15 protein-coding genes are annotated in these 22339 nt (G+C 38.4%); 8 read left to right on the top strand and 7 right to left on the bottom strand.

Annotated features, from left to right (window positions below; translation table 11 throughout):
* Positions 1–91 precede the first annotated feature (91 nt).
* The 5 genes from ABEG20_RS18455 to ABEG20_RS18435 all read left to right on the top strand — a co-directional run bounded on the left by ABEG20_RS18455 (position 92) and on the right by ABEG20_RS18435 (position 5280).
* A complete protein-coding gene (locus ABEG20_RS18455) occupies positions 92–1276 on the top strand; it encodes a hypothetical protein (RefSeq protein ID WP_406824715.1) in 1185 nt (394 codons plus the stop codon).
* A gap of 158 nt (positions 1277–1434) precedes the next feature.
* The gene (locus ABEG20_RS18450; protein WP_406824714.1) at positions 1435–3819 is read left to right on the top strand and encodes a prolyl oligopeptidase family serine peptidase; all 2385 of its coding nucleotides are present in this window, start codon (positions 1435–1437) and stop codon (positions 3817–3819) included.
* 257 nt (positions 3820–4076) lie between these two features.
* The gene (locus ABEG20_RS18445) at positions 4077–4709 is read left to right on the top strand and encodes a peroxiredoxin (RefSeq protein ID WP_039479644.1); all 633 of its coding nucleotides are present in this window, start codon (positions 4077–4079) and stop codon (positions 4707–4709) included.
* A 14-nt stretch (positions 4710–4723) separates the two neighbouring features.
* Entirely contained in the window at positions 4724–5032 is a 309-nt protein-coding gene (locus ABEG20_RS18440; protein WP_406824713.1) for a thioredoxin family protein, read from the top strand.
* Entirely contained in the window at positions 5032–5280 is a 249-nt protein-coding gene (locus ABEG20_RS18435) for a DUF6952 family protein (protein ID WP_406824712.1), read from the top strand. The genes ABEG20_RS18440 and ABEG20_RS18435 overlap by 1 nt, the downstream gene beginning before the upstream one ends.
* Before the next feature lie 263 nt (positions 5281–5543).
* Here ABEG20_RS18435 and ABEG20_RS18430 read toward each other — a convergent pair whose 3' ends face one another.
* The 5 genes from ABEG20_RS18430 to ABEG20_RS18410 form a co-directional block, all read right to left on the bottom strand.
* On the bottom strand, positions 5544–8129 hold the full coding sequence (locus ABEG20_RS18430) for a phosphoenolpyruvate carboxylase (RefSeq protein ID WP_406824711.1): 2586 nt from the start codon (positions 8127–8129) through the stop codon (positions 5544–5546).
* 262 nt (positions 8130–8391) lie between these two features.
* Complete coding sequence (locus ABEG20_RS18425) at positions 8392–9939, bottom strand: DHA2 family efflux MFS transporter permease subunit (RefSeq protein ID WP_406824710.1); 1548 nt, start codon at positions 9937–9939, stop codon at positions 8392–8394.
* 8 nt (positions 9940–9947) lie between these two features.
* Positions 9948–10985 carry an HlyD family secretion protein gene (locus tag ABEG20_RS18420; RefSeq protein ID WP_406824709.1) on the bottom strand — a complete coding sequence of 346 codons (1038 nt, stop codon included), beginning with the start codon at positions 10983–10985 and terminating at the stop codon, positions 9948–9950.
* 8 nt (positions 10986–10993) lie between these two features.
* Positions 10994–12313 carry a TolC family protein gene (locus ABEG20_RS18415; RefSeq protein WP_406824708.1) on the bottom strand — a complete coding sequence of 440 codons (1320 nt, stop codon included), beginning with the start codon at positions 12311–12313 and terminating at the stop codon, positions 10994–10996.
* Positions 12310–12936, bottom strand: coding sequence for a TetR/AcrR family transcriptional regulator (locus tag ABEG20_RS18410; RefSeq protein WP_406824707.1), 627 nt, complete (start codon positions 12934–12936; stop codon positions 12310–12312). Before ABEG20_RS18410 ends, ABEG20_RS18415 begins: the two co-directional genes overlap by 4 nt.
* A gap of 337 nt (positions 12937–13273) precedes the next feature.
* On the opposite strand from ABEG20_RS18410, the gene ABEG20_RS18405 reads away from it, so the two are divergent.
* Positions 13274–13459: a hypothetical protein gene (locus ABEG20_RS18405; RefSeq protein WP_025141696.1), complete on the top strand. Its 186-nt coding sequence runs from the start codon at positions 13274–13276 to the stop codon at positions 13457–13459.
* Positions 13460–13589: 130 nt separating this feature from the next.
* Positions 13590–14159 (top strand): DUF2911 domain-containing protein, encoded by a 570-nt coding sequence (locus tag ABEG20_RS18400; RefSeq protein WP_406824706.1) that lies wholly within the window; start codon positions 13590–13592, stop codon positions 14157–14159.
* A gap of 210 nt (positions 14160–14369) precedes the next feature.
* Here ABEG20_RS18400 and ABEG20_RS18395 read toward each other — a convergent pair whose 3' ends face one another.
* Together ABEG20_RS18395 and ABEG20_RS18390 are read right to left on the bottom strand one after the other, a co-directional pair.
* Positions 14370–16739 (bottom strand): phosphocholine-specific phospholipase C, encoded by a 2370-nt coding sequence (locus tag ABEG20_RS18395; protein WP_406824705.1) that lies wholly within the window; start codon positions 16737–16739, stop codon positions 14370–14372.
* A 222-nt stretch (positions 16740–16961) separates the two neighbouring features.
* Complete coding sequence (locus tag ABEG20_RS18390) at positions 16962–18467, bottom strand: glycerophosphodiester phosphodiesterase family protein (protein ID WP_406824704.1); 1506 nt, start codon at positions 18465–18467, stop codon at positions 16962–16964.
* 544 nt (positions 18468–19011) lie between these two features.
* Here ABEG20_RS18390 and ABEG20_RS18385 point away from each other — a divergent pair.
* On the top strand, positions 19012–22329 hold the full coding sequence (locus ABEG20_RS18385; protein WP_406824703.1) for a DUF4175 family protein: 3318 nt from the start codon (positions 19012–19014) through the stop codon (positions 22327–22329).
* The last annotated feature ends 10 nt before the right edge of the window (positions 22330–22339 follow it).

The raw sequence follows: 22339 nt of genomic DNA, 5'->3' as shown, positions 1-22339 counted from the left end.
CTGAAATTACGCGTTAAATTTATTTAAAATGCAGCCTTTTCATTAAAAATTCATTCATTTAAAGCATATTGCAGCAAATTTTAATATAAAGATGAAAAGACTGTTTTTTGTTTTCGCATTCATAATTCCTTTGGTTATTCATGCCCAAACCATAAAAACAGATGTACTGGTTATCGGTAACGGTGATGCCGCTTATGCCGCGTCTTTTCAGGCTTTTAAATCGGGAGTAAAAACCATCCTGCTTACCCAAAAAGAGCAGTTGGATTTAAATAAAATAACTGAAAATAAAAGGGCTCTACTGCCTTTTTACCAAAATTTTTTAAAGCGGGAAACTGAAAATTCAAAAAGCTTAGAAGCTCCAAAACCTAAACCCGATAAAAAAAACCGGCCGAAAGTAAATCTTGTAGATAGTACCTTACTTTTGAATGTCATTAACAACACTCCTTATACAGAAATTAAACGTTCTGGAATTGGTTGGGAAGCTAAGTTGACCAAAGATAAAAGCATTAAAGCCAAAGTTCTTGTGCTGGCCGATAATTCTGAAAAATTGCTTACAGCATTAAAAATTTCCACTTTAAATCCGGCATTTTCAAGTCCATTAAACTATAACGAAAATACTTACAGGACAACTGTATCCAAAATTTCTTCAGGAGCTCGCTTTTTATCTCTATACGGCTTATTGATCCCAGATCAGGAAAATTTGCTATACATTGCTAAAGATCAAATTGAAATTGGACAAGCCGCTGGCGCAACCGCAGCTTATGCCGCATTTTTTGACACCAAAACCAGTTTATCAAGTTTAAAAAGAATCCAGGGCGAGTTATTGGCCTACAAACATGCACTAATGCCCTTTGAAGATGTAAATGCGACAGATACTAACTGGCTGGCCATTCAAAAAGTTGGTGTAACCGGCATTATTAAGGCTGAAATAAAGCAAAACAAAGCTTATTTTAATCCTGAAAAAGAAATAACTTACGATGAGATTAAGCAACCCATCAAAGATTATTATTACAAAGCCCAGATCTGGTTCGATGATCATCAGAATATCCCCATCAATTTAGAAAACACCATTGCCATGCTTTGTTATGTGGGGAATAAATCAGTTGAGGCAACCAAAACCGAATTGCAAAAGAAGTGGAATAAAAATTATAAATTTAGTTCCAAATACGACCTTAAAAAGGTGTTGACCAGAAGAGAGTTTGCCGTTATCATTAACGACTATCTGAAGCCTTTTGATGATGTGAATATAGATAAAACCGGAAGAGTAATCCGATAATTTCCTGGCTGCGGAAACTGGATTACACGGAATATTATTAAATTTTTTCTATAAGTTATGTGCCTCTGTGGCAACTGATATACTGGATGGTGTAACATTTCCATTTCCTTCTGGATTTAACCTTGCCATTATCTAAATTGCATCCAAACCTAAAATTCATGAAGAAATATTTACTTTTCCTATTGCTCTGCACAGGCGAATATACTTTTGCGCAACAACTAGCGCCCTTAACAGTCGAAAAAATAATGCGCGATCCGAAGTGGATGGGCATTGCGCCAACCAACTTTCGCTGGACGGCAGATAGCAAAACCCTTTATTTTAACTGGAACCCCGAAAATAAAGCCAAAGAAGAATTATTCAAAGTTTCTGCAACTTCTGCTAAACCTGTTAAAGCAGCAGAAAAGGAAGATGAAAAGCTATTGAGTTTAAATTATACCTACAATGCTGATCGCTCTCTTGGCTTAGTAGAAAAAAGCGGAGATATTTATTTACAGAACTTCAAAACGAATAAAGAAACGCGCTTAACCAGCACACAGGAGAGGGAAAGCAGTCCGGTTTTTTTAACCAATGGAAATGTTGTTTATCAATTGGGCGATAATCTTTTCATGATTGATTTAAAATCAGCAGAAACCAAGCAGCTTACCAATTTTGTTAAAGGTAAAAAAGCTGGAAGAGCGGAAATCAAACCAGCCACCGAACAGGATAAATGGTTAAAAGCACAACAGACAGAACTATTCGATATTATTAAAAAACGAAATGCCGAAACCAAAAACGGTTCCCGCGGCGGAAGAGGCCGCTTTGGGAATAGCTCGGCAGATACAAAATCATTAAAAGAACTATACACTGAAGACAAGTTCTTAAATAACGTAATCATCAGTCCGGATGGGCATTTTATTACTTATAAATTAACTACACCCGCACAGAATAACCACAGTACCATCGTTCCGAATTATGTAACTTCTTCTGGTTACACAGAAGATATCCCCGGAAGAACCAAGGTTGGAGAAAACGAAAATATCTCAAAGGGTTTTATATATGATACACAACGGGATACGGTGTATGCCATCCAAACTTCGACCATTACCGGAATAAAAGATCTTCCCGATTATCTGAAAGATTATCCGAAAGAACTGGATACCTTAAAAAAGAAAAATGCAGACCGGCCTGTAAATTTCTTTGGCCCGCTTTGGAATGATAATGGAAGTTATGCAGTTGTTGTGGCTACTTCTACTGATAATAAAGACCGCTGGATTTTAAAACTAGATGCTTTAACAGGAACGTTTTCTGTGGTCGACCGTCAACGCGATGAAGCCTGGATTGGAGGCCCGGGCATTAGTGGCTTTTACCAGGGCAATACGGGATGGATAGACAATAACCGTTTTTATTACCAAAGCGAAGCAACAGGGTACTCACACCTTTATGTAGCCAATGTAAATACCGGAGATAAAAAACAGCTTACATCTGGCAAATGGGAGGTACAATCGGTACAGTTATCAAAAGATAGAAATACGTTTTATATCAAAGCGAATAAGGAGCACCCCGGTATTACCAATTTCTTCAAAATCGGCGTAAATGGTGGTGAACTGGTACAGATTACCACCATGAAGGGCTTAAATGAAATTACCCTTTCCCCAGATGAGAAATACCTTGCCATTAATTATTCCTTTATAGACAAACCCGGAGAGTTATATCTCCAGCCCAATAAATTTGGCGCCAAAGCTGTAAAAATTACCCAATCTACATCAGCTGAATTTAATTCCTACAAATGGCGCCAGCCCGATATGGTTTCTTTTAAAAACCGTTACGGTGCAGATGTGTATGCAAGGGTTTATAAATCGGAAAATCCGCATCCTAACCATCCAGCGGTAGTTTTTGTTCACGGCGCAGGTTATCTTCAAAATGTACACTTTGGCTGGAGTACCTACTTCCGTGAGTTTATGTTCAATAATTTACTGGCCGATAATGGTTACACCGTAATCGATATCGATTATACCGGAAGTTCGGGCTATGGCCGCGATCACCGTACAGGTATCTACCGCCATATGGGTGGAAAAGATTTAACCGACCAGGCAGATGGGGTTAAGTTTTTGGTAGAGAAATACGGTGTTAATCCGAGGCATGTAGGCCTATATGGCGGCTCTTATGGTGGTTTTATTACTTTGATGGCGATGTTTAACCAGTCGGATGTTTTTACCAGCGGTGCCGCTTTAAGATCGGTTACCGATTGGGCACATTATAACCATGGTTATACTTCGAATATTTTAAACGAACCTTTCAACGATCCGATTGCCTATAAAAGAAGCTCTCCGATTTACTTCGCGGATAAATTAAAAGGCAATTTGTTAATGGCACATGGAATGGTGGATGTAAATGTGCATTTTCAGGATATTGTACGCCTAACGCAACGCTTTATCGAATTGGGCAAAAATAACTGGGAACTTGCGGTTTACCCGGTAGAAGACCATGGTTTTATCGAGCCAAGCAGCTGGACAGATGAATACAAAAGGATATTTAAATTATACGAGAATACGTTGAAGAGATAGTTTTTAATAAAACACCGTCATCTCGACCGGAACGCAGTGGAGTGGAGAGATCTTTCTCAAGGAAGATTTCTCGACGGCGCTGCCCTCCGCTCGCTGTGACGACAAAAGCAAAATAGAGCTCTGCTATTCTTTACAAAAACAATATAGTTTTCTTCTATATCGTTATCAATAAATACAATTAACTATTGGTAGATCAGGGTTGACTGACTCCGCTTTTAGCCTTACCTTTGTGCCAACAAAATTAAAGACAAAAAATTATGGCAATAGTAGGTAAAAAATTCCCGAGTGTTAGTATTGATGCAATGTCAGACATGGGTGATGACTTAAAAATCAATGTATTTGAAGAAGCTGTAAACAAAAATAGCAAAGTATTATTATTCTGGTATCCAAAAGATTTTACTTTCGTTTGCCCTACAGAATTACACGCTTTCCAGGCGGCGCTACCTGAATTTGAAAAAAGAAATACAATCGTTATTGGTGCATCTTGCGATACCAACGAAGTTCACTTCGCCTGGTTAAATACGCCAAAAGATAATGGTGGTATTGAAGGTGTTACTTATCCGATTTTAGCAGATACCCACAGACAATTATCAGGTATCTTAGATATTTTAGATCAGGAAGTTAATTACGACGAAGAAGGCAATGAATCATTCTCAGGTTCTAACGTAACTTTCAGAGCGACTTACCTGATCGACGAAACCGGTAAGGTTTTCCACGAAAGCGTTAACGATATGCCACTCGGTAGAAACGTTAAAGAATATCTACGCTTAATTGATGCTTATGCTCACGTTCAGAAACATGGCGAAGTTTGCCCTGCAAACTGGGAAGAAGGAAAAGAAGCAATGAACGCAAACAGAACAGGCGTAGCTGAATATTTAGCCGCTAACTAATTAAACAAAACATTATGTTTTTAGAATTAACAGAAGATAATCTTCAACAATATTTAGCCGATAACCCAAAGGTGATGGTTCAGTATGCTGCATCCTGGTGCGGAAACTGCAGGATCATGAAACCTAAGTTTAAAAAACTGGCTTCAGAAAATGAAGAGGTAGCTTTCCTGATTGTTGATGCCGAAAAACTTCCAAACTCACGCAAATTTGCAAACGTTGATAATTTACCAACCTTTGCAGCCTTTGAGAGTGGTGCTTTGGTAGACCAGGTACAAACCAACAAAGCAGAGGGCTTGATTGAACTATTTAATAAGATAAAGTAATGAAGATTCCGGTTATAAGACAGTTATTTCAAAACACCACTCCTGCACAGCTGGAGACTACTTTAGAGGTTTTAGAGGCTTTCTGTGAATTTAGAGGCGTTAGCGAACATGAAGTTGATGTGGCAGGTGAAATGATTACCAATATCTGTGGCGCACTGGAAGTGCACCAGATGGTAAGTGAAGGTGCTGCCGAAAAAGACGCATTAAATGCCTTCGGCCAAAAAGTGATAGGTTCGATTGATCGATAATCGTCTTAAGCCTTAATCTGGCTTTTCGAAATATTAAATCTCTCGTTGATGAAAATCAGCGGGAGATTTTTGTTTTATTACATTCGTCTTGGTGAGGAGGCTTTTTCAACTCATAACCTGCCCAGATTTCGGGGAAGCAATCTTTTCGTGCTATTAAGGCCCTGAACTGAATTCAGGGTGACGACCGAATTTGCTTCCAAAAAAAAGGCCTGTGAGGACACAGACCTTGGAAATATATTAAACACCTTACAGATTTGGCTTAACTAAGCCAAATTCCTACCTGCATTTACAATACCAAATACCGTTCTTACCGCAAGTTTTTCTAAAGCCTGTTGGTCTTTCTCGTTCTGATCGTGCTGCAGTTTCTCTAACGCGAAATGCTGGATCAAAACCAAAGGCAGAATAATTTTCTCGCGTGTGGCGATCGATTTTTTATCAACCGGGTAGTTAGCCATTAAAGTTGGCTGTCCTGAGAGTTTCAAGAGCATCTCTTTGGTTAAATTGAACTCTTCATGTAATTGGGTCCAAAAGGCACCAAACTCTTTATCGTTGGCCAAATGAGCTGTAATCACAAAATCTGATTTGCTCATACTCATCATACAGTTATCGACTATGGTTTTCAGGTAATCAGAATCCTCATAAACTTTAACCACCTTATCCCAGTTACCCGCCTTTTCCTGATTTTTCATTGCCGTACCCATTCCATAAAAACCCGGTACGTTCTGTTTAAGCATACTCCAGGCCGTTACAAAACTGATAGCCCTTAAATCTTCAAGTTTCATTTCGCCGCCACCATTTCTTTTTACCGGGCGGCTACTGATATTGGCTTGCGATAATAGTTTTAAAGGCGAAAGTTTTTCCAGGTAACTTACAAACAGCGGATGCTCGCGCAGGTCTACAAAAGCCTTGTAACCATCTTCTGCCATTTCATCCAGAAGGGCTTTATTTTCAGGATCTAAAAGCACATTATGTTTTTCTTTTAGTCCGGAGGTTAATCCCGCATTGATCAATTGCTCAATGTTAAATTCAGCACTTTCTACAGAACCGTATTGAGAACTGATGGTTTGCCCCTGAACGGTCAACTGCATATTTTTGTTCGCAATTTCCTTACCCATTGAAGCATAAAAACGGTGTGTTTTACCTCCCCCACGTGCAGGCGGGCCACCACGTCCGTCAAAAAAGGACAGTTGGATATTGTGGTTTGCCGCAACGGCCGACAACGACGTTTTACCATTAAAAATAGACCAGTTCGCCATTAAATAACCACCATCTTTGGTACTGTCAGAATAACCCAACATGATGTGTTGTTTATGGCCACGCTTAGCCAGATGTGCCTTATAAAACGGATTGCTATACAAGGTTTCCATAATGGCCGCAGCACCTTTTAAATCGTTTACCGTTTCAAAAAGCGGCACAAAATCAATGGTTAACGAATCTTTGCTCCAACCGTTCCAAAGGAAAAGCTCGATCAACTGAAGGATATCACTGGCCTGCTGACAATTGCTGATAATAAAACGGTGACAGGCTTTTTCGCCATTTCGTTTTTGGATGCCTTTAATTTCTTTAATGACCTCAATCGTATCATTTGTTAAGGCATCAGCCTCACTGGCGTAAACAACAGTTGCTTCCTTAAATGAAATCAGTGCTAATTTCTCTGCTTCCGAAAGTTGATCATAATTAGCAGGGTATAAAGAAGAAATTGGTTTATTTTCGCGGCAATAGGCATGCACCTTTCTCAATACACGGCTATCCTGGCGGATATCCAACGAGGCGAAGTAATTGCCATATAAGTCTATTTTACGGATCAGATTGTTTACCAGATCAACAAACAAACCTTCGTGTTCTGCCAATAATGTATCTTTGATTTTATTCAGGTTATCCCTTAATTCATCAGAAATATCATGAAGCTCGCAGGTCTGATCGAAAGCATTCTGATAAAGTACATTATGCAGTTTGGCAATGTTTTCTTCAACTCCCCTAAAAGTAATGCGGCGTTTAATCACTCTGAAATCGCGGTAGTAACAGCGGAAAAGGATCTGTCGCAACATCTTAGAAACTTCCAATGTGGTATCGGCATGGATGTTCGGATTTCCATCCCGATCACCCCCCGGCCAGAAACCCAGTTCTAAAATTTTCTTGGTTTCCAGGTTGTATTCATCCAGGTTCTGGTCTATTTCTTCCTGTATATTTGCCGCGGCAAAATAAAAAGTATTTTCTAAGAACCAGGCCAGGTTTAAGGCTTCATCAACCGGTGTTGGCGATTTTTTATTGAAAAATGGCGTTTTACCCAACTGCTGTAAAAGCGAATTCATGGAGGTAATATCGTTATCCCTAATCGCTTTGGTCAAATCAGTAATAATGGCTAAAACACTTCCGGGATAAAACTGGGTAGGGTGTGCGGTTAAAACCAAACGGAGCGAAAGTTCATCAATCAGTTTTTCAATTTTGGCCAGTACAGGTTTATTATCCGCATTCTTCTTTAAAATAAAGGCCAGTGTACTCTGCTCATCAGTGGTATTTAATTTGGTAAAAGAAGCATCTTCAACCGCATCAAAAAGTACTACCTGACGTTCGATATATTGGATAAACCTGAAAAGAAGATCAATAATATCCTTAGGCTCGGTATAACTGGTATACTTGGCGAAAAATTCTTCAATAATCTGTGCGGGTTTTTCTCCGTTGGCGATTCCTTCTTCACAGCTCTTAAAAAACAACGGAAGCAACGTTCCGGTATCCTTAATTTTGTAAAAAGGCAAGGTGAGAAATAAACTGTTAAACAGTTCGAATTTTGAGATGACCTCATTATTGAAAATAGATTCACGTTGCGTAGTTAAACGAAGTTTCGGCATAGGTTATGCAATAGTTTTGTGTACCGTAATACTACAAAAAATGCATAAGGTATTAAAATTCTAAAGCTTACAATTTGGAAAATTGTAGAATAAATTTTATTTTTAGAATCTTATTTGGCCACGATGTGGTTAAGTAAGAACATTTGCAATGTTTAAGGGCATTGCATTGATTGTTAATTTTTTGGGTTAAAACAGCCGATGTAATAAAATACACCGGCTGTTTTTATTTTTTGCCATTATTTATGGCATTTCCTTGCAAATTTTAGTGCACATCGGCAGGAATGTTTGCATTTTTCTTAAACTTTTGAAGATATAATAAAGGGATGGAGAACAGCATGATCAATCCTGCAACCCAGTAGGCATCGTCGTATGTAAGTAACATCGTTTGCCTGGTTACGATTCCTTCCATCGCCTTTGCTGCCATAATTTTGGCATCAAACAAGGTCTGGCCTTTAGCCATAAAACCTTTGATCAGACCATTAAAACGATCAACAAATGGCTGGTTATAATCGTTAAGGTTAGTCAACAGGTTACTTCTGTGGAAACCTGATCGGATGTGGATCAACGTGGTTAAAGCCGCTATACCGAACGAACCGCCCAACTGGCGCATCATATTATTTAAACCCGATCCCTGACCAATTTCTGGTCCTTTCAAATCCTGGATAGCCAGCGTGGTTAAGGGTACAAACAATAAGGCCATACCTATCCCCCTGATGACCAATGGCAAAAAGAAATCTCCGGTACCCGATTGAAGTGTTGATTTACTCAGCATCCAACAGAAAATAAAGAATGCCAGCATACCAAAAGTAGCCATAAACTGTGCAGGTATACCTTTTTTAAGCATAATACCGATAAAAGGCATCATGATAATGGTGCACAAACCGCCGGGGAATAACAATTCTCCAGTTTGCAGGGCCGAAAAGCCCAGTAAATTCTGACAGAATACCGGAAAAATAAACACAGAGCCATATAAACCAAACCCTAAAATAAAGGAAGTAAACATACCCACAGAAAAACTTCTATGCCGCATAATCTTAAAGTTCACAATCGGGTGGTCAGTACTCATCTCCCTCCAGATGAAAAGCAATAAGCCAAATACCGAGGCCGCAGCCAAAGCTGTAATGTAAGGGGTTGCAAACCAGTCTTCGCTCTCTCCTTTTTCGAGCAATGTTTGTAAACTACCTACCGCAACTGCCAATAAGGCAATACCCCACCAGTCGACAGGTTGACCCTGCCCTTCTTTCGGGGTGGCCCGCACAAAGGAATAGGTACAGTAGGCCGCGAGTATTCCGACGGGAATATTTACATAAAAAATCCACGGCCATGAACTCACATCCAAAATATATCCACCAATGGTGGGTCCAACCGTTGGCCCAACTACTGCACCCAAACCAAACAAGGCTGTTGCAATACCCACATCTTCACGTGGCCAGGTTTCGATCAGAATAGCTTGTGCTGTTGATATTAAACCACCACCGGCCAATCCCTGAATAATCCGGAATAAAATAAGCTCGTTTAATGAAGTCGCGTTTCCGCATAAAAAGGAAACGAGTGTAAAAACAATAATGGAGGTAAGAAAATAATTTTTCCTGCCAAACCGGTTACCCAACCAGCCCGACATTGGCAATACAATAACGTTTGCTACCGCATAGCCGGTAGAAAGCCAGGCCACATCCTCCAGGGTAGCGCCCAGGTTTCCCTGTATCTGTGGAATTGCTACGTTTACGATAGTTGTATCAATCAGCTCCAACAAAGAAGCTGTGATTACTGTAAATGTAATAATCCACTTTTTTAAACCTACTTCGGCCATTTTTAATATTATTTAGTAGACACTGAAGCTTTAACGCTCATTCCCGGACGTAATTTAGCCAACAGTTCTTTTGATGGATGGATTTTGATTTTTACAGGAACACGTTGCACAACTTTAACGAAGTTACCCGTGGCATTATCTGGAGGCAACAGAGATCCTTTTGCACCGGTAATCGGTGAAAAGTTATACACTTCGCCTTCAATTTTTTGATCAGGATAAGCATCTACTTCAATCTCTACTTTAGAACCCTCTTTAATTTTTTCCAGTTGGGTTTCTTTAAAGTTCGCCGTTACATAAATACTTCCGTCGTTTACGATAGAGAATAAAGATTGGCCTGCCTGAACCAATTGCCCTTTTTGCACATTCTTTTTAGAAACAATACCAGTTGCAGGCGCTTTAATATCCGTATAAGATAATTGAAGCTTGGCAAAATCGATATCACTTTGGCGCTGGCTGATTACATTGCTGCTAACCGCCAACTGCGATTGTGTAGTACCCACTTGTTTAACTGCTGCATTATATTGATCAACTGCTGCCTGGTAGGCTGCCTGTGCTGATTCTTTAGCCGCCTTTGCCTGGTCGAAAGCCTGTTGGGTAATCGACCCGTCTTTAATCAAGTTGGAGTAACGGTCATAATCTTTTTGAGCCAGGTTTAATTTAACCTTTGCTGCTGCTACATTTGCTTTTGCAGTGCTGGTATTGGCTTCAGTAGCAATAATTTGAGATTGCGCTACGCCAACCCCTGCAGTGGCACCTTTTTGACCGGATTGAGCCTGTTCTAATTTTACTTTGTAATCGTTGTCATCTAGTTTAACTAAAACCTGCCCCTCGGTTACATGTGTATTTTCTTCAAAATTAATATCCTTTACATAACCGCCAACCCGCGCAACAACAGGACTGATATCTCCATCAATCTGAGCATCATCCGTATCTACGTGTTTGCTATAATAATTCCATTCTACAATCCCGAAGATTATACCTATTACTAGTAAAACACCTAAAATGATGGGTACTACTATGTTCTTTTTTTTCTTTTCAGTTGTCATTGCCGTATTTATTGCGTTATTTTTCCTGTTGATTTTAATAAGGTATAGTAAGCCAAACCTGCGTCTGCCTTTGCTATCTCCAAGTTTATTTTTGCCTGATACAATAAGGTTTCAGCATCAATGCGGTCAGTAACCGAAGCCACATTGTTTTTATACTTCGATGCCAATAATTTATCATTTTCTGTAGCCTGTGCAATTGAAGTTTCCAAAACCTGGATTTTGTTCATGGCCACCTGGTAATTTTGAAAGTTTTTATTGATGTCGGTTTTTACCTGATCAGCTAAAATATCTTTCTGAATAGTTATTTCGCTCTGCTGGATTTTCGCCTGGCTTACTTTATTTTTATTGGTCCAAAGGTTCCCAAAATTCCATGAAACTGTTGCACCTAACGTAACCGGCATCAGGTATTGGTTGGCTGGTGGAATAAAATTACCACTTGGGTTAATGTAATACAAGTTGGCACCAACACCAACAGTAGGTAAGGTATTTGCCTTAATGGTTTTGATATTAAAATCGGCAACTTTGTTTTGTACATCAAGTTGCTTTAACTCCTGGCGGTTAGCCATGGCCAAGCCAATGTATTCGTTTAACGAACCTGGTGTTTTTAAGCCCAGGGTTGGATCAACAATTTTAACTTCTGTATCTTCAGGTAAACCTAAAAGAATGTCTAAGTTATAGTTGATTACTTTGCGGTTGCTTTCGATATCCATTTGCGTTAGCGTAACATTTGCCTGTTGCAATTGGAAACGCAATACATCGTTTTTGGTTACAATGCCCTGCTCGAAGAAACGCTGTGCCTGTTTAATCTGAGCGGCGATGGATTCTAAATTCTGATCAACCACTTTTCTGCTTTGTAAAACCTTGTATAAAGAATAGTAGGTATTGATAACCGCATAGGTGATTTCTTCTTTGCTCTTATCTGCATCCAAATGTGCAACCTCTGCCAGTAATTTGGTCGATTCTTTCGCGTATTTTAATTTACCACCGCCATAAACAAGTTCTTGCACTGCTGCTGTACCTACAAAGGCATCTGCTCTTTTTGGCAGGCGGAAAGATGATTCGCTACCCGGCAAAGCAAAAGTTGTGGTTGGGATTTCGGCATGGTTGTACATAAAGCTTGCATTTGCCGTTGGCAAGGCATTGTCTTTAACTACCTCCAGTTGGGCCACTGCCTGATCGATCTTATTCTGGGAAAGTTTTAAGTTTTTACTATTGGCTATGCCAAGTTCTATTGCCTGGCCGATATTTAATTCCCTGCTACTTTGTGCAAATAAAGCTGCTGGAATTAATGATGCCGCAAGCATTAGTTTTATTGATTTGGGTATCATTTTTTTGTTGTTAAATAAACTGTTGTTAGATCTTGTAAATGAGCAATTATCCGCTCCTTAATCATTTTTTTGTCTTTTGGGTTATTCAGGTCAAAATTGGAGCATGATATCACCTTTTGGGGCGCAATCACAATATTGGTTATCGTACCCATAATGGTAGCGATTACCATCCGTACATCTACCTGGTTAAAGGTTCCGTCTTCAATCCCCCCGGTAATAATCCGGTCAATCAGCTGCATGTTGTGACTCATGGCATCCTTAATTTTATCGTACATCGCTGGTCTCTGGGTTAAAGACAGTTCTCTGTGCATCATTTTATGAAATGCCGTATTATTCAATATCCTGTTTACATAGCCCTCTATAACCCTATGCAGTTTTTCTAATGCCGAAATCTTATCTTCATTGATGATTTTTAACTGAGAGGCGAACCCTGCGATACGCTCATTCATAATCTCTACAAACACCCCTTCTTTAGAACCGAAATAATAATTTATCATTGCCATGTTCGCTCCAGATTCTTTGGCAATCTGTCGGGTAGAAGTTCCCTCATACCCCGTTTCGCAAAACAGCTTTTCAGCTGCTTCAAGAATGGCCTGTCTTTTATCTACTTTTTCTGTTTTCATTTCTTTTTTAACAGCACAAAATTAATCAAACGATTGATTAAATTCCAAATGTTTTTATACTTCTTTTACATTATCTTGATAAAAGGTGTCTTTTATTTATTCAAACCGTCATGCTGAATTTATTTCAGCATCTTTAGCCTGATGAATCCTGAAACAAATCTGCTATTTATCGGATCGGGGGACGACACTAAAGCGAACTAGATATCTCAAATGAAAACCAATTGAACACAGATGAATATCCATTATGAATTAGTCTCACTTCATAATTAATTAAAATTGGGTATGACAAATTAAAATTTAAAATAAATATTAACTTTGCCTCCAAATAACAGAAAACATGAGTGTACAAGAGAACAGCAGCAATAATTTCAACTGGTTATATTATGCTTTAGGTTTATTCTTCGGAGTGCTAACCGGAGCAATCATTACGCAAAACTATATTTTTGCCTTGTTAGGCGGTGTTTTAGGTTTGTTAACGGCAGGCTTATTTTTAAACGCTATCGTAAAAGGAAGAAAATACTAGTTCTTTAGCCTTTTATTTAACACAATCCTTTTAAGGATTTAAAATAATTCGCTGCGAATGATATATTATGCTTTTACAAAAAATGTAAAATCATGACTGCTCATCGCAAAATGAAAACAAAAACCTACAAATGAAAAATATCTTCATTGTTGTTTTCGCTCTTTTTTGTTTTAGCGCCAGGGCCCAACAAGCCCCTCCCGCTGAAGTAAAATTTCCTGCAGCAGATCCAAGTCCTGCAGATATAGTCTATTTTCCGCTTAATGCCCCGAAGGCAAAAGCCGGAGACCCAACAAAACCGATTATAAAGATCGTTTATTCGCGTCCACAGAAAAAAGGTCGTGATATTTTTGGTGTTTTAGAGCAGTATGGCAAGGTTTGGCGTTTTGGAGCAAACGAAAGTACAGAAGTTCATTTCTTCAAAAAAGTAAACATTGGGGGCAAGAAAATCAAAGCAGGTACTTATAGCCTGTTCGCCATTCCTGATAAAGATTACTGGACAATTATCGTCAATAGCGAAACAGATAAGTGGGGTGCTTTTACCTACAATCAGACTAAAGACATTGTACGTGTAAATGTTCCGGTAAAAACCTTATCTAAACCGATCGAATATTTCTCTTTAACCTTCACCGAAAGAAATGGGGGCGCAAATCTGGTTATCGGCTGGGACAGAACTCAGGTGGAATTACCAATTACTTTTTAAGTCAAAATTAATAAAAATACAAGTCCCGGCTATTGTCGGGACTTTTTGTTTAAATCGTTTTTTACCTCCCCAACACTCAAAAATATTATTTCTCATTTAAGGGCATAATGAGTAAAGTTACAGCTTCGGATATATCGAGAATTTACGGAATACGTAGTACCAAATAACCTAATTTCTTTTAAAAGCTCCCCTCTTTTTGAACGGCATTTATTACACATTACCCATATATGGATCGCTTTGGGTAATTTCTCCTGTTTCTATTTTACCTGCATAGCGGTGTTTAAATATGGTATTACCAGGCTGCACAATACTGAAATCGTACCAATTTGCATTTTTAGCCAGGTTAAATGAAACATTTGCACCTGATTTTGGCCTGATACTTACTGTTTTACTTCCTGATTTATATTTGTTATCTAAAATTTGAAGCGTAACCAAGTTGGTACCTGTATTCTCCAAAGCGAAAACCAGCTTACCTGTAAGCTTTTTGCTTACCAAACCACCTTGCTCCGGATATGCTTTAACAACAATGGAAGGATTTTTTTTGCTGCCTACAAAATTTCTATAAAATCCATTCGGGCCATTTACTGTAAAATCATAAACTTCATTATCAAAATCATCCAGTTTAATGTTATCATGCAGTATATCGCCCGCTTTTACGGCATAGGCCCATGTTTTACCCACAACACCTTTAAATTTGGCAATGGTATTCATACTAAAAGGTGCGCCAACAGTTTCAATCTCACTACCGAATAAGGTTTTTACTGATTGAAAAGTAAGTGCAACTTCATCATTAACTAAATTTGCATCAACTGTTAAATGATAGGGCAATGCACAGGCAGATTTGGTGCCATTCTCCTGTTTAGGAACATGGATCGATGTTTCGCGCGAAAAAGATTCAAATTTATTGATTTTAGCCACGTCGGTTTTATTCAATGCAGTAGGGCCAACCTGGGCAGGTTTGTTTTTTGCATTACCGATATTGGCCACCACAGCATCGCGTTTTAAGGGCTCAGGAGATTTAACTTCTTCTCCATGATATGGCCTGAATACCGAGGTTAAATCACCGCAGATATTTCTTCGCCAATCGCTTATGTTATTGCTTCTTATGGTTTTTCCGGTTTTTTTTGCCAGCCATTTCTCCATAAACATTAGTGATGACGTATGGTCAAAAACCTGTGAGTTTACAAACCCCCCTTTGCTCCATGGTGAGGCAATAATTAATGGAACACGGTAACCCAAGCCAATCGGACTTCCTTTTCTGGTTTCATAATCAGTAGCATAATTTATGCCTTCTGAAGTTTTTCCACTGCCCGGATCATTAGGATTGGGTACCACAAAAGGTGGCTGGTGATCAAAATAACCATCGTTTTCATCGTAGGTTAAAACAAAAATTGTTTTCTTCCAAACCTCAGGGTTTTTGGTTAGGATATCCAGGGCTTCGCTTACATACCAGGTGCCATATAATGGCGAACTCGTGTGGTCTGAAAAACGCTGAGGAGCCACTAACCATGAAACAGTTGGTAGTTTTCCGCTGTCTACATCTTTTCTGAACTGATGAAAAATATCTCCCTTAGGTACATTAATGGTTTCAGGCTTACCCTGATCATTTGTAAAAGTAAAGGGTTCAAGATCTAGATAATCTTTCTGAGAAATATTGGTGGTAAAAGCTTTATCGATCAGATTCTTTTCCCGTTGTGATAGTTTATCGTATTTCTCCTGTACCTCTTTAGCCGTTAAAGCTGGTTTAACCGTATTATCGCCATTTTTTCTAAAATAAGCTGATAATTTCACGTTGTGCCTGCTGATATACTCTACAGGATTATCACCATAATTCCCTAACCAGTCATCTATTTCACCCTCGGGGAGTTTGGAAGTCCACAGTTCATTTTGGTAAATACGCCAGTCAATACCATTATCCTCTAATGTTTCCTGAAAGGTTGGCCAATCTACAAATACATTATTTTGCGATTCGGCCTGATCGTTATTAACCACCGCAATCCGATTTTCACTTTTTTCTCCACGAACGGTTCCTGTAAAAAAGAATAGTCTATTGGGTGTTGTTCCGGTTAAGGATGAGCAAAAATGCTGATCACAGATTGTAAAAGCATCCGCCATGGCATAATAGAAAGGAATATCATTCCGGTCGTAGTAAGCCAATGTCATAGGGGTTTTAACGGGTAACCATTTATCGTAACGGCCGCCGTTACGTGCTGCTACCTGATCATTCCATGAGTGGGGTAAACCGCCCTGCCAGGTAATTTTTGTTTTATTAATATCGACATGAAAAGGGGCATAAGTATAACCCTGCCCATCTTTTTGCAGCCAAACTTTATTGCCATCTGGCTGAATGTGAGGGTGTGGATCGTTAAATCCGCGTACACCTTTTATTTTACCGAACATGTGATCAAAAGACCGGTTTTCCTGCATCAGAAAAACAATGTGTTCGGCATCATAAAATGTACTGCCCGGCTCGGGGTTAATGGCCATAGCTTTTAGTACAGAACTGGGCAAGGTATTGTTTAAACCTGTAGCTCCGGCAAACAAGGCCGCTTTTTTTAGAAATTCTCTACGTGAGTCCATAAAATTTTACCATATAGCTTAGATACTGCATTTGTAGTATTCAGTTAGCATTTTCCAGTTGACAGTTAAATTTTAGTCTAAGTGAAATATGCCAGCAATAAAATATTTTCCAGTTTTCAATTGGAAGTTTGCAATTCTCATTTAACCGATTTCTACAATAAACCTTTAAAATGACCTATTGATCTATAATCCCATCTTCTCTTATTCATCTCACATCTTTCCTCACTTCTGAAATACCCTTACATAATCAACTTTCATTGTTGCCGGGAAAATAGCATCATCCACTCCTTTTTTTCCGCCCCAATTGCCTCCAACCGCTAAATTTAAAATGATGTGGAAGTTTTGATCAAACGGCCAATCGCCAGATCCTTTTTGCGTGTTTTTAAAAGTGAGGTATTTCTGATCATCGATAAAGAAGTCTATATGATCGGTAAACCACTCAATTGCATAAATATGATATTCCGTGTAAGGGTTATTGACTTTTAAAGCCTTACCTACCTGTGTATGAATAACATGGTTAAATTTCTCCGTATGTACCGTTCCATGAACGCTATCAGGATCAAATCCTACATGTTCCATAATATCAATTTCGCCACTTTTTGGCCAGCTACCATATTTTGAATCGGTAGGAAGTGCCCATATGGCAGGCCATAAACCTCTGCCTTTTGGAAGCATTGCCCTTACTTCTACTCTCCCGTATTTAAAATCGAATTTGTTTTTAGTTACCAACCTGGCTGATGTATAATGCCTGTTTTCCTTCTCCGCTTTTAGCGCAATAATATTCAGGTTTCCTTTTTTAACAATCGCATTTGCACTATCGGCATCGGTATAATATTGCAACTCATTATTGCCCCAACCTCTACCACCTACATCATAGCCCCAGTTTTTGGTTAATGGCAATCCGGAATTGTCAAATTCATCTGCCCATTTTAGTTTCCATCCCTGTGCAACCGGTGTTTTTTTAATTTCATCGAAGAGCAGTTCAGGTTCATTGGTCGTGATGTAATCAACGTTATGTGCCAGAAGCCATTGCATTTCGGGTACTGCATTTACCGTCCACGCATTTACCGTTAAACCTAGTTTTTGCGCATTTTCAATCCAATTGTCCTTTTGATAAACACTGTAATGGTAATCAACACCCGTTAATTTATCTGCTTTCATTTGCTCAGCACTGACTTCGCCTTTTAAATAAGCAACTTTTGCATTTGGCAATAGCGTTAAAATGCGTTTGCAGTAGTCGTAATCAAAACTGATGTATTCAACCCAGTCAGTTACTTTTAATTTCTGAACCATTTCTACGCATTTATCGGTTACTTCGATACCACGTTCTTTGCTAATCAATGAAGGTTTTATTTCCAAAATCAGCTTGGTGCGCTTTTGTTTTTTACCTGCTAACAAATAAGCTTCCAATGTTGGGATTTTTTCACCATTGCTCATGGTTTTGGTCAAAAGATCTGCATAATTTACCTTCTCGATGGTTAAACCCTGAAATTCTGGATCATGATTAACTACCAAAATGTTATCTGCCGTCATCCATACATCGAATTCTGAACCATAACAACCCAATTTTACAGCTTCGTTTAATGAAGCGATGGAATTTTGAGGAAAATTGTTTTTCTTCCACGCACCACGGTGTGCAATTACCTGGTTTTTATTCCAGTTAAATTTTTGGCCGAAAGAAGCAGTAAAAAAGAACAACATCAGTGTAGAAATAATTAATTGTTTCATATGAGCATGATTATACAAAAAGCCAAAAGTAGATTTTTATCAGAATACTCGTTTAAAATCTATGTAACCTTTGTATTAAATAAAACAAGATAAAGATTTTCAAATTAATGCATGGTTGATCCAATACTATTTGTTGCATAACGTCTTTTAAATGTTTTTCCAATCTTAGTAAATGAGCGGTCAGTATTCATAGGTACTGTAGCCCCGCCATCCGCTAAATCTTTTTGGTAAAATTTAGCTTTAAATTCGATATTAATCGAGGCCAAAAAGGATACCGCTCCTGTCAGGTTTACTTAACAGAGGTTTGTTTTCCAAGCACCTGCCCATTTAAATAAACCCGATTGTCGGCGAGAGCTTCCTATTCTTCATCGGAACTCATACCAAAAAGCGGGAATTGAGGCCACCCCGAAGCACTAACCGTTTCCAAATCGCAGCATATCTTTTAAATTATCGTAAATCCAGATAATAAACAATTTGAAATAAACGCGTTACCTTAAGTAGTTTCCTTTTAATTGACTGGAACAATTTTTACATTTACGGAGATATGGTGAGCAATAATTACAACGATTTATTACGCAAGATAGATGAGTTTATCCGCAAATTTTACCTGAACAAAATTTTGCGTGGCAGTATTTATACGGCTGCCATACTTCTGGCGCTATATCTCTTCGTTTTTTTAAGCCTTTATTATCTTAACCCAACTGCTGAATTTAAAACCTTTGTATTTTTTGCTTATTTACTTATCAGTATATTTTTAGTTGGTTTTTTAATCTTTAAACCTTTGCTTGCCATGCTAAAACTAGGTAAGTACCTTACTTTAGACGAAGCATCGGTTATCATCGGAAATCACTTTTCCGATATTAAGGATAAATTGTTGAATACTTTACAACTTCATCATTTAGCGGAGAAAAGCCCTGAAAACAACCACCTCATTATGGCCAGCATTGATCAAAAGATTATTGAGCTCAGGCCGATTCCATTCTACACTGCAGTTAGGATTAATGATAACCGAAAATACTTAAAATATCTTTTGGTTCCCCTTTCCATCATTCTGCTCATTGCCATTATAGCGCCCGCTATTTTACGCGAAGGTACAAACAGCTTCTTTAGGTATGATGAATATATTGCTCCCAAAGCACCATTCAGCTTTACCATTTTAAATAAAAGTTTGACGGCTACACAAGGTGATGATGTAACCTTGAAACTAAAGTTGACTGGTGATGAAATTCCGGCAGAAATTTATGTAGAAGACGGCAAAAACACCTATAAACTGGAGAAAGAGAATATTAGTAAGTTTAATTATAGTATCAAAAATATACAGAACGATAAAAAACTGGTTTTTAAAGGTGGGGGATTTAGTTCTGCTCTATTTACCATAACCGTTAAACCCCGACCCGAATTGCTTAATGCTACTGCTACCTTAAATTATCCAGCTTATTTAGGAAAAAAACCAGAATCGATTGTCAATGTTGGTGATCTGCTTCTGCCCGAGGGCACCAAAGTTACCTGGAATTTCCAGACTGAAAAAAGCAACACACTCTTATTTATGCTCAATGGGACAGAAAACCTGCTTAAAATTATTAACGATCAGGCAAATTTTATCGCAACTATCAAAAATAATTCAAAATATAGTATTACCCCAAAAAATCAATATGTTACCATCAGGGATTCACTTTCACACCAAATTACGGTAATCAAAGATCAGGCTCCACAGATTATGGTAGAGGAAAAGCCGGATTCTGTTAATAACAAAGCATTGTATTTTAGCGGTCAGGTAACGGATGATTACGGATTTAGTCGATTAAGCTTTAGGTATAACCTCAAAGAGAATAACCGTATAGTTGGTACATTTACCAAGAACATTAGCATTAAAAGCAATGCAACAGCGAATAACTTTTTTTATTTCTGGGATCTAAAAGTTGTTGCTGCCAAACCTGGTCAGGAAATTGAATATTATTTTGAGGTAGCTGATAATGACGGCGTAAATGGTGCAAAAGTTACGCGGTCTGAAATTAAAATCTTTAAACAGCCTACTAAAAAAGAGACCGCCGAACAGGTAAATGCAAGCAACCAGGCTTTAAAGCAGAAAATGCAATCGGCTATACGCTTAGCCAATACCATTGAAAAAGAGAGCAAAAAAGTGGCTGAAAGCCTTATTGATAAAAAACAGATTTCTTTCGAAGATAAAAAACAGATTGAAGCCCTATTAGATAAACAAAAGCAGCTGGATGAGGCCGTAAAAGAAATTAAAGCGCAGAATGATAAAAATATTCAGCAACAGCAGGACCAAAAACAAACGGAAGAACTTATCGAAAAACAAAAACAGATTAAAGATCTGTTTGACAATGTACTGGATGAAAAAACAAAAGAACTTTTGCAAAAACTGCAAAATCTAATGAACGAAAAAAATAAAGACCAAACGCAGAACGAACTCTCGAAAATGCAATTGGACAATAAAACCCTCAAAAACGAACTCGACCGAATTTTAGAACTTTATAAACAACTGGAATTTGAGCAAAACCTTCAAAATGACATAGACCGTTTAAATGAGCTGGCAAAAGAACAAAAGGAACTTGCCCAGCAAACCAAAGATAAAAAGCAGGATAATGAGTCATTAAAGCAAAAACAGGATGAATTAAGTAGGGAAATGAAAGACCTGAAAGAAGATCTTAAAAAGCTGGAAGATAAAAATAAATCCTTGGACAGGCCAAATCCTTTCGAAAACCCTGAAAAAGATGTTCAGGATATACAAAAAGATCAACAAGACAGTAAAGATGCCCTGGATCAAAAAGATTCGAAAAATGCAAGCCAGAAACAGCAAAAAGCAGGTGAGCAGATGGAAAAATTATCCAAAAAAATGACAGATATGCAGCAGCAGGGAGAAGAAATGGAGAATAACCTGAATGCCAAAGAATTGCGTCGCCTACTGGAAAACTTATTAACCACCTCTTTCGATCAGGAAAAAGTAATGCTTGCCTTAAAGAGAATGAGCGCCGCTGACCCATCATATACCAGCCATGTTCAAAAACAACGCAGCATCAAAGATAACCTTAAAACTATTGCAGATAGCTTGTATAGTTTAAGTAAACGTGTTCCACAGATAGAATCGACCGTTAATGAGGAAATGAATAAAATTAATTTCAACCTTGATAAAAGCTTGGAAAATCTGGGTGATAGAAGAACGGCCGAAGCGAATCGTTTCCAGCAATTCACCATGACCTCCATAAATAATTTAACCTTAATGATGAGCGAAGCACTAAGTCAGCTGCAAAATATGCAAAAAAACGGCAAAGGTGGTAATGGAAAGAAACAAAAGCAAGGAATGAAGCAGCTCTCTCAGATGCAGGAGCAGCTAAATAAAAGCATGCAAAAAGCCCGTGAGCAAATGCAAAAACAAGGGGGTAATCAGGGTACAGTTGGCAAAGGCCAAATGAGCCAGGAGTTCGGTAAAATGGCTCAGCAGCAGCAAATGATCCGCCAGGCTTTAGAAAAACTTAACCGGGAAGAAAATAAAGACGGTACCGGGAAAATGGGTAACCTGAACGAGGCCATTCAAGAAATGAAACAAACCGAGAGCGATCTGGTGAATAAACGTTTACAACAGGAAACTTTAAACAGGCAGAAAAATTTGTTAACCAAACTGTTAGAAGCAGAAAAAGCAGAACGCGATCAGGAAGAGGATTCTAAACGTGAAAGTAAAGCCGCTAAGGAATTCCCTCCATCCTATCAAAAAATGTTCGACCAATTTAAAAAACAGCAACAGAATGGAAATGATATGTTGCAAAAACTACCACCTGGTTTAAATTATTACTATAAAAATAAAATCGCTGAGTATTTGAAATCATTGAATATGGAGCGATAATACCTTATGG

Origin of the sequence: Pedobacter sp. KACC 23697, from assembly GCF_045348445.1 — a bacterium.
Taxonomy (GTDB): Bacteria; Bacteroidota; Bacteroidia; order Sphingobacteriales; family Sphingobacteriaceae; genus Pedobacter.
The sequence above is the reverse complement of the archived record's forward strand: the minus strand, read 5'-3'. Positions and strand labels throughout refer to the sequence as shown.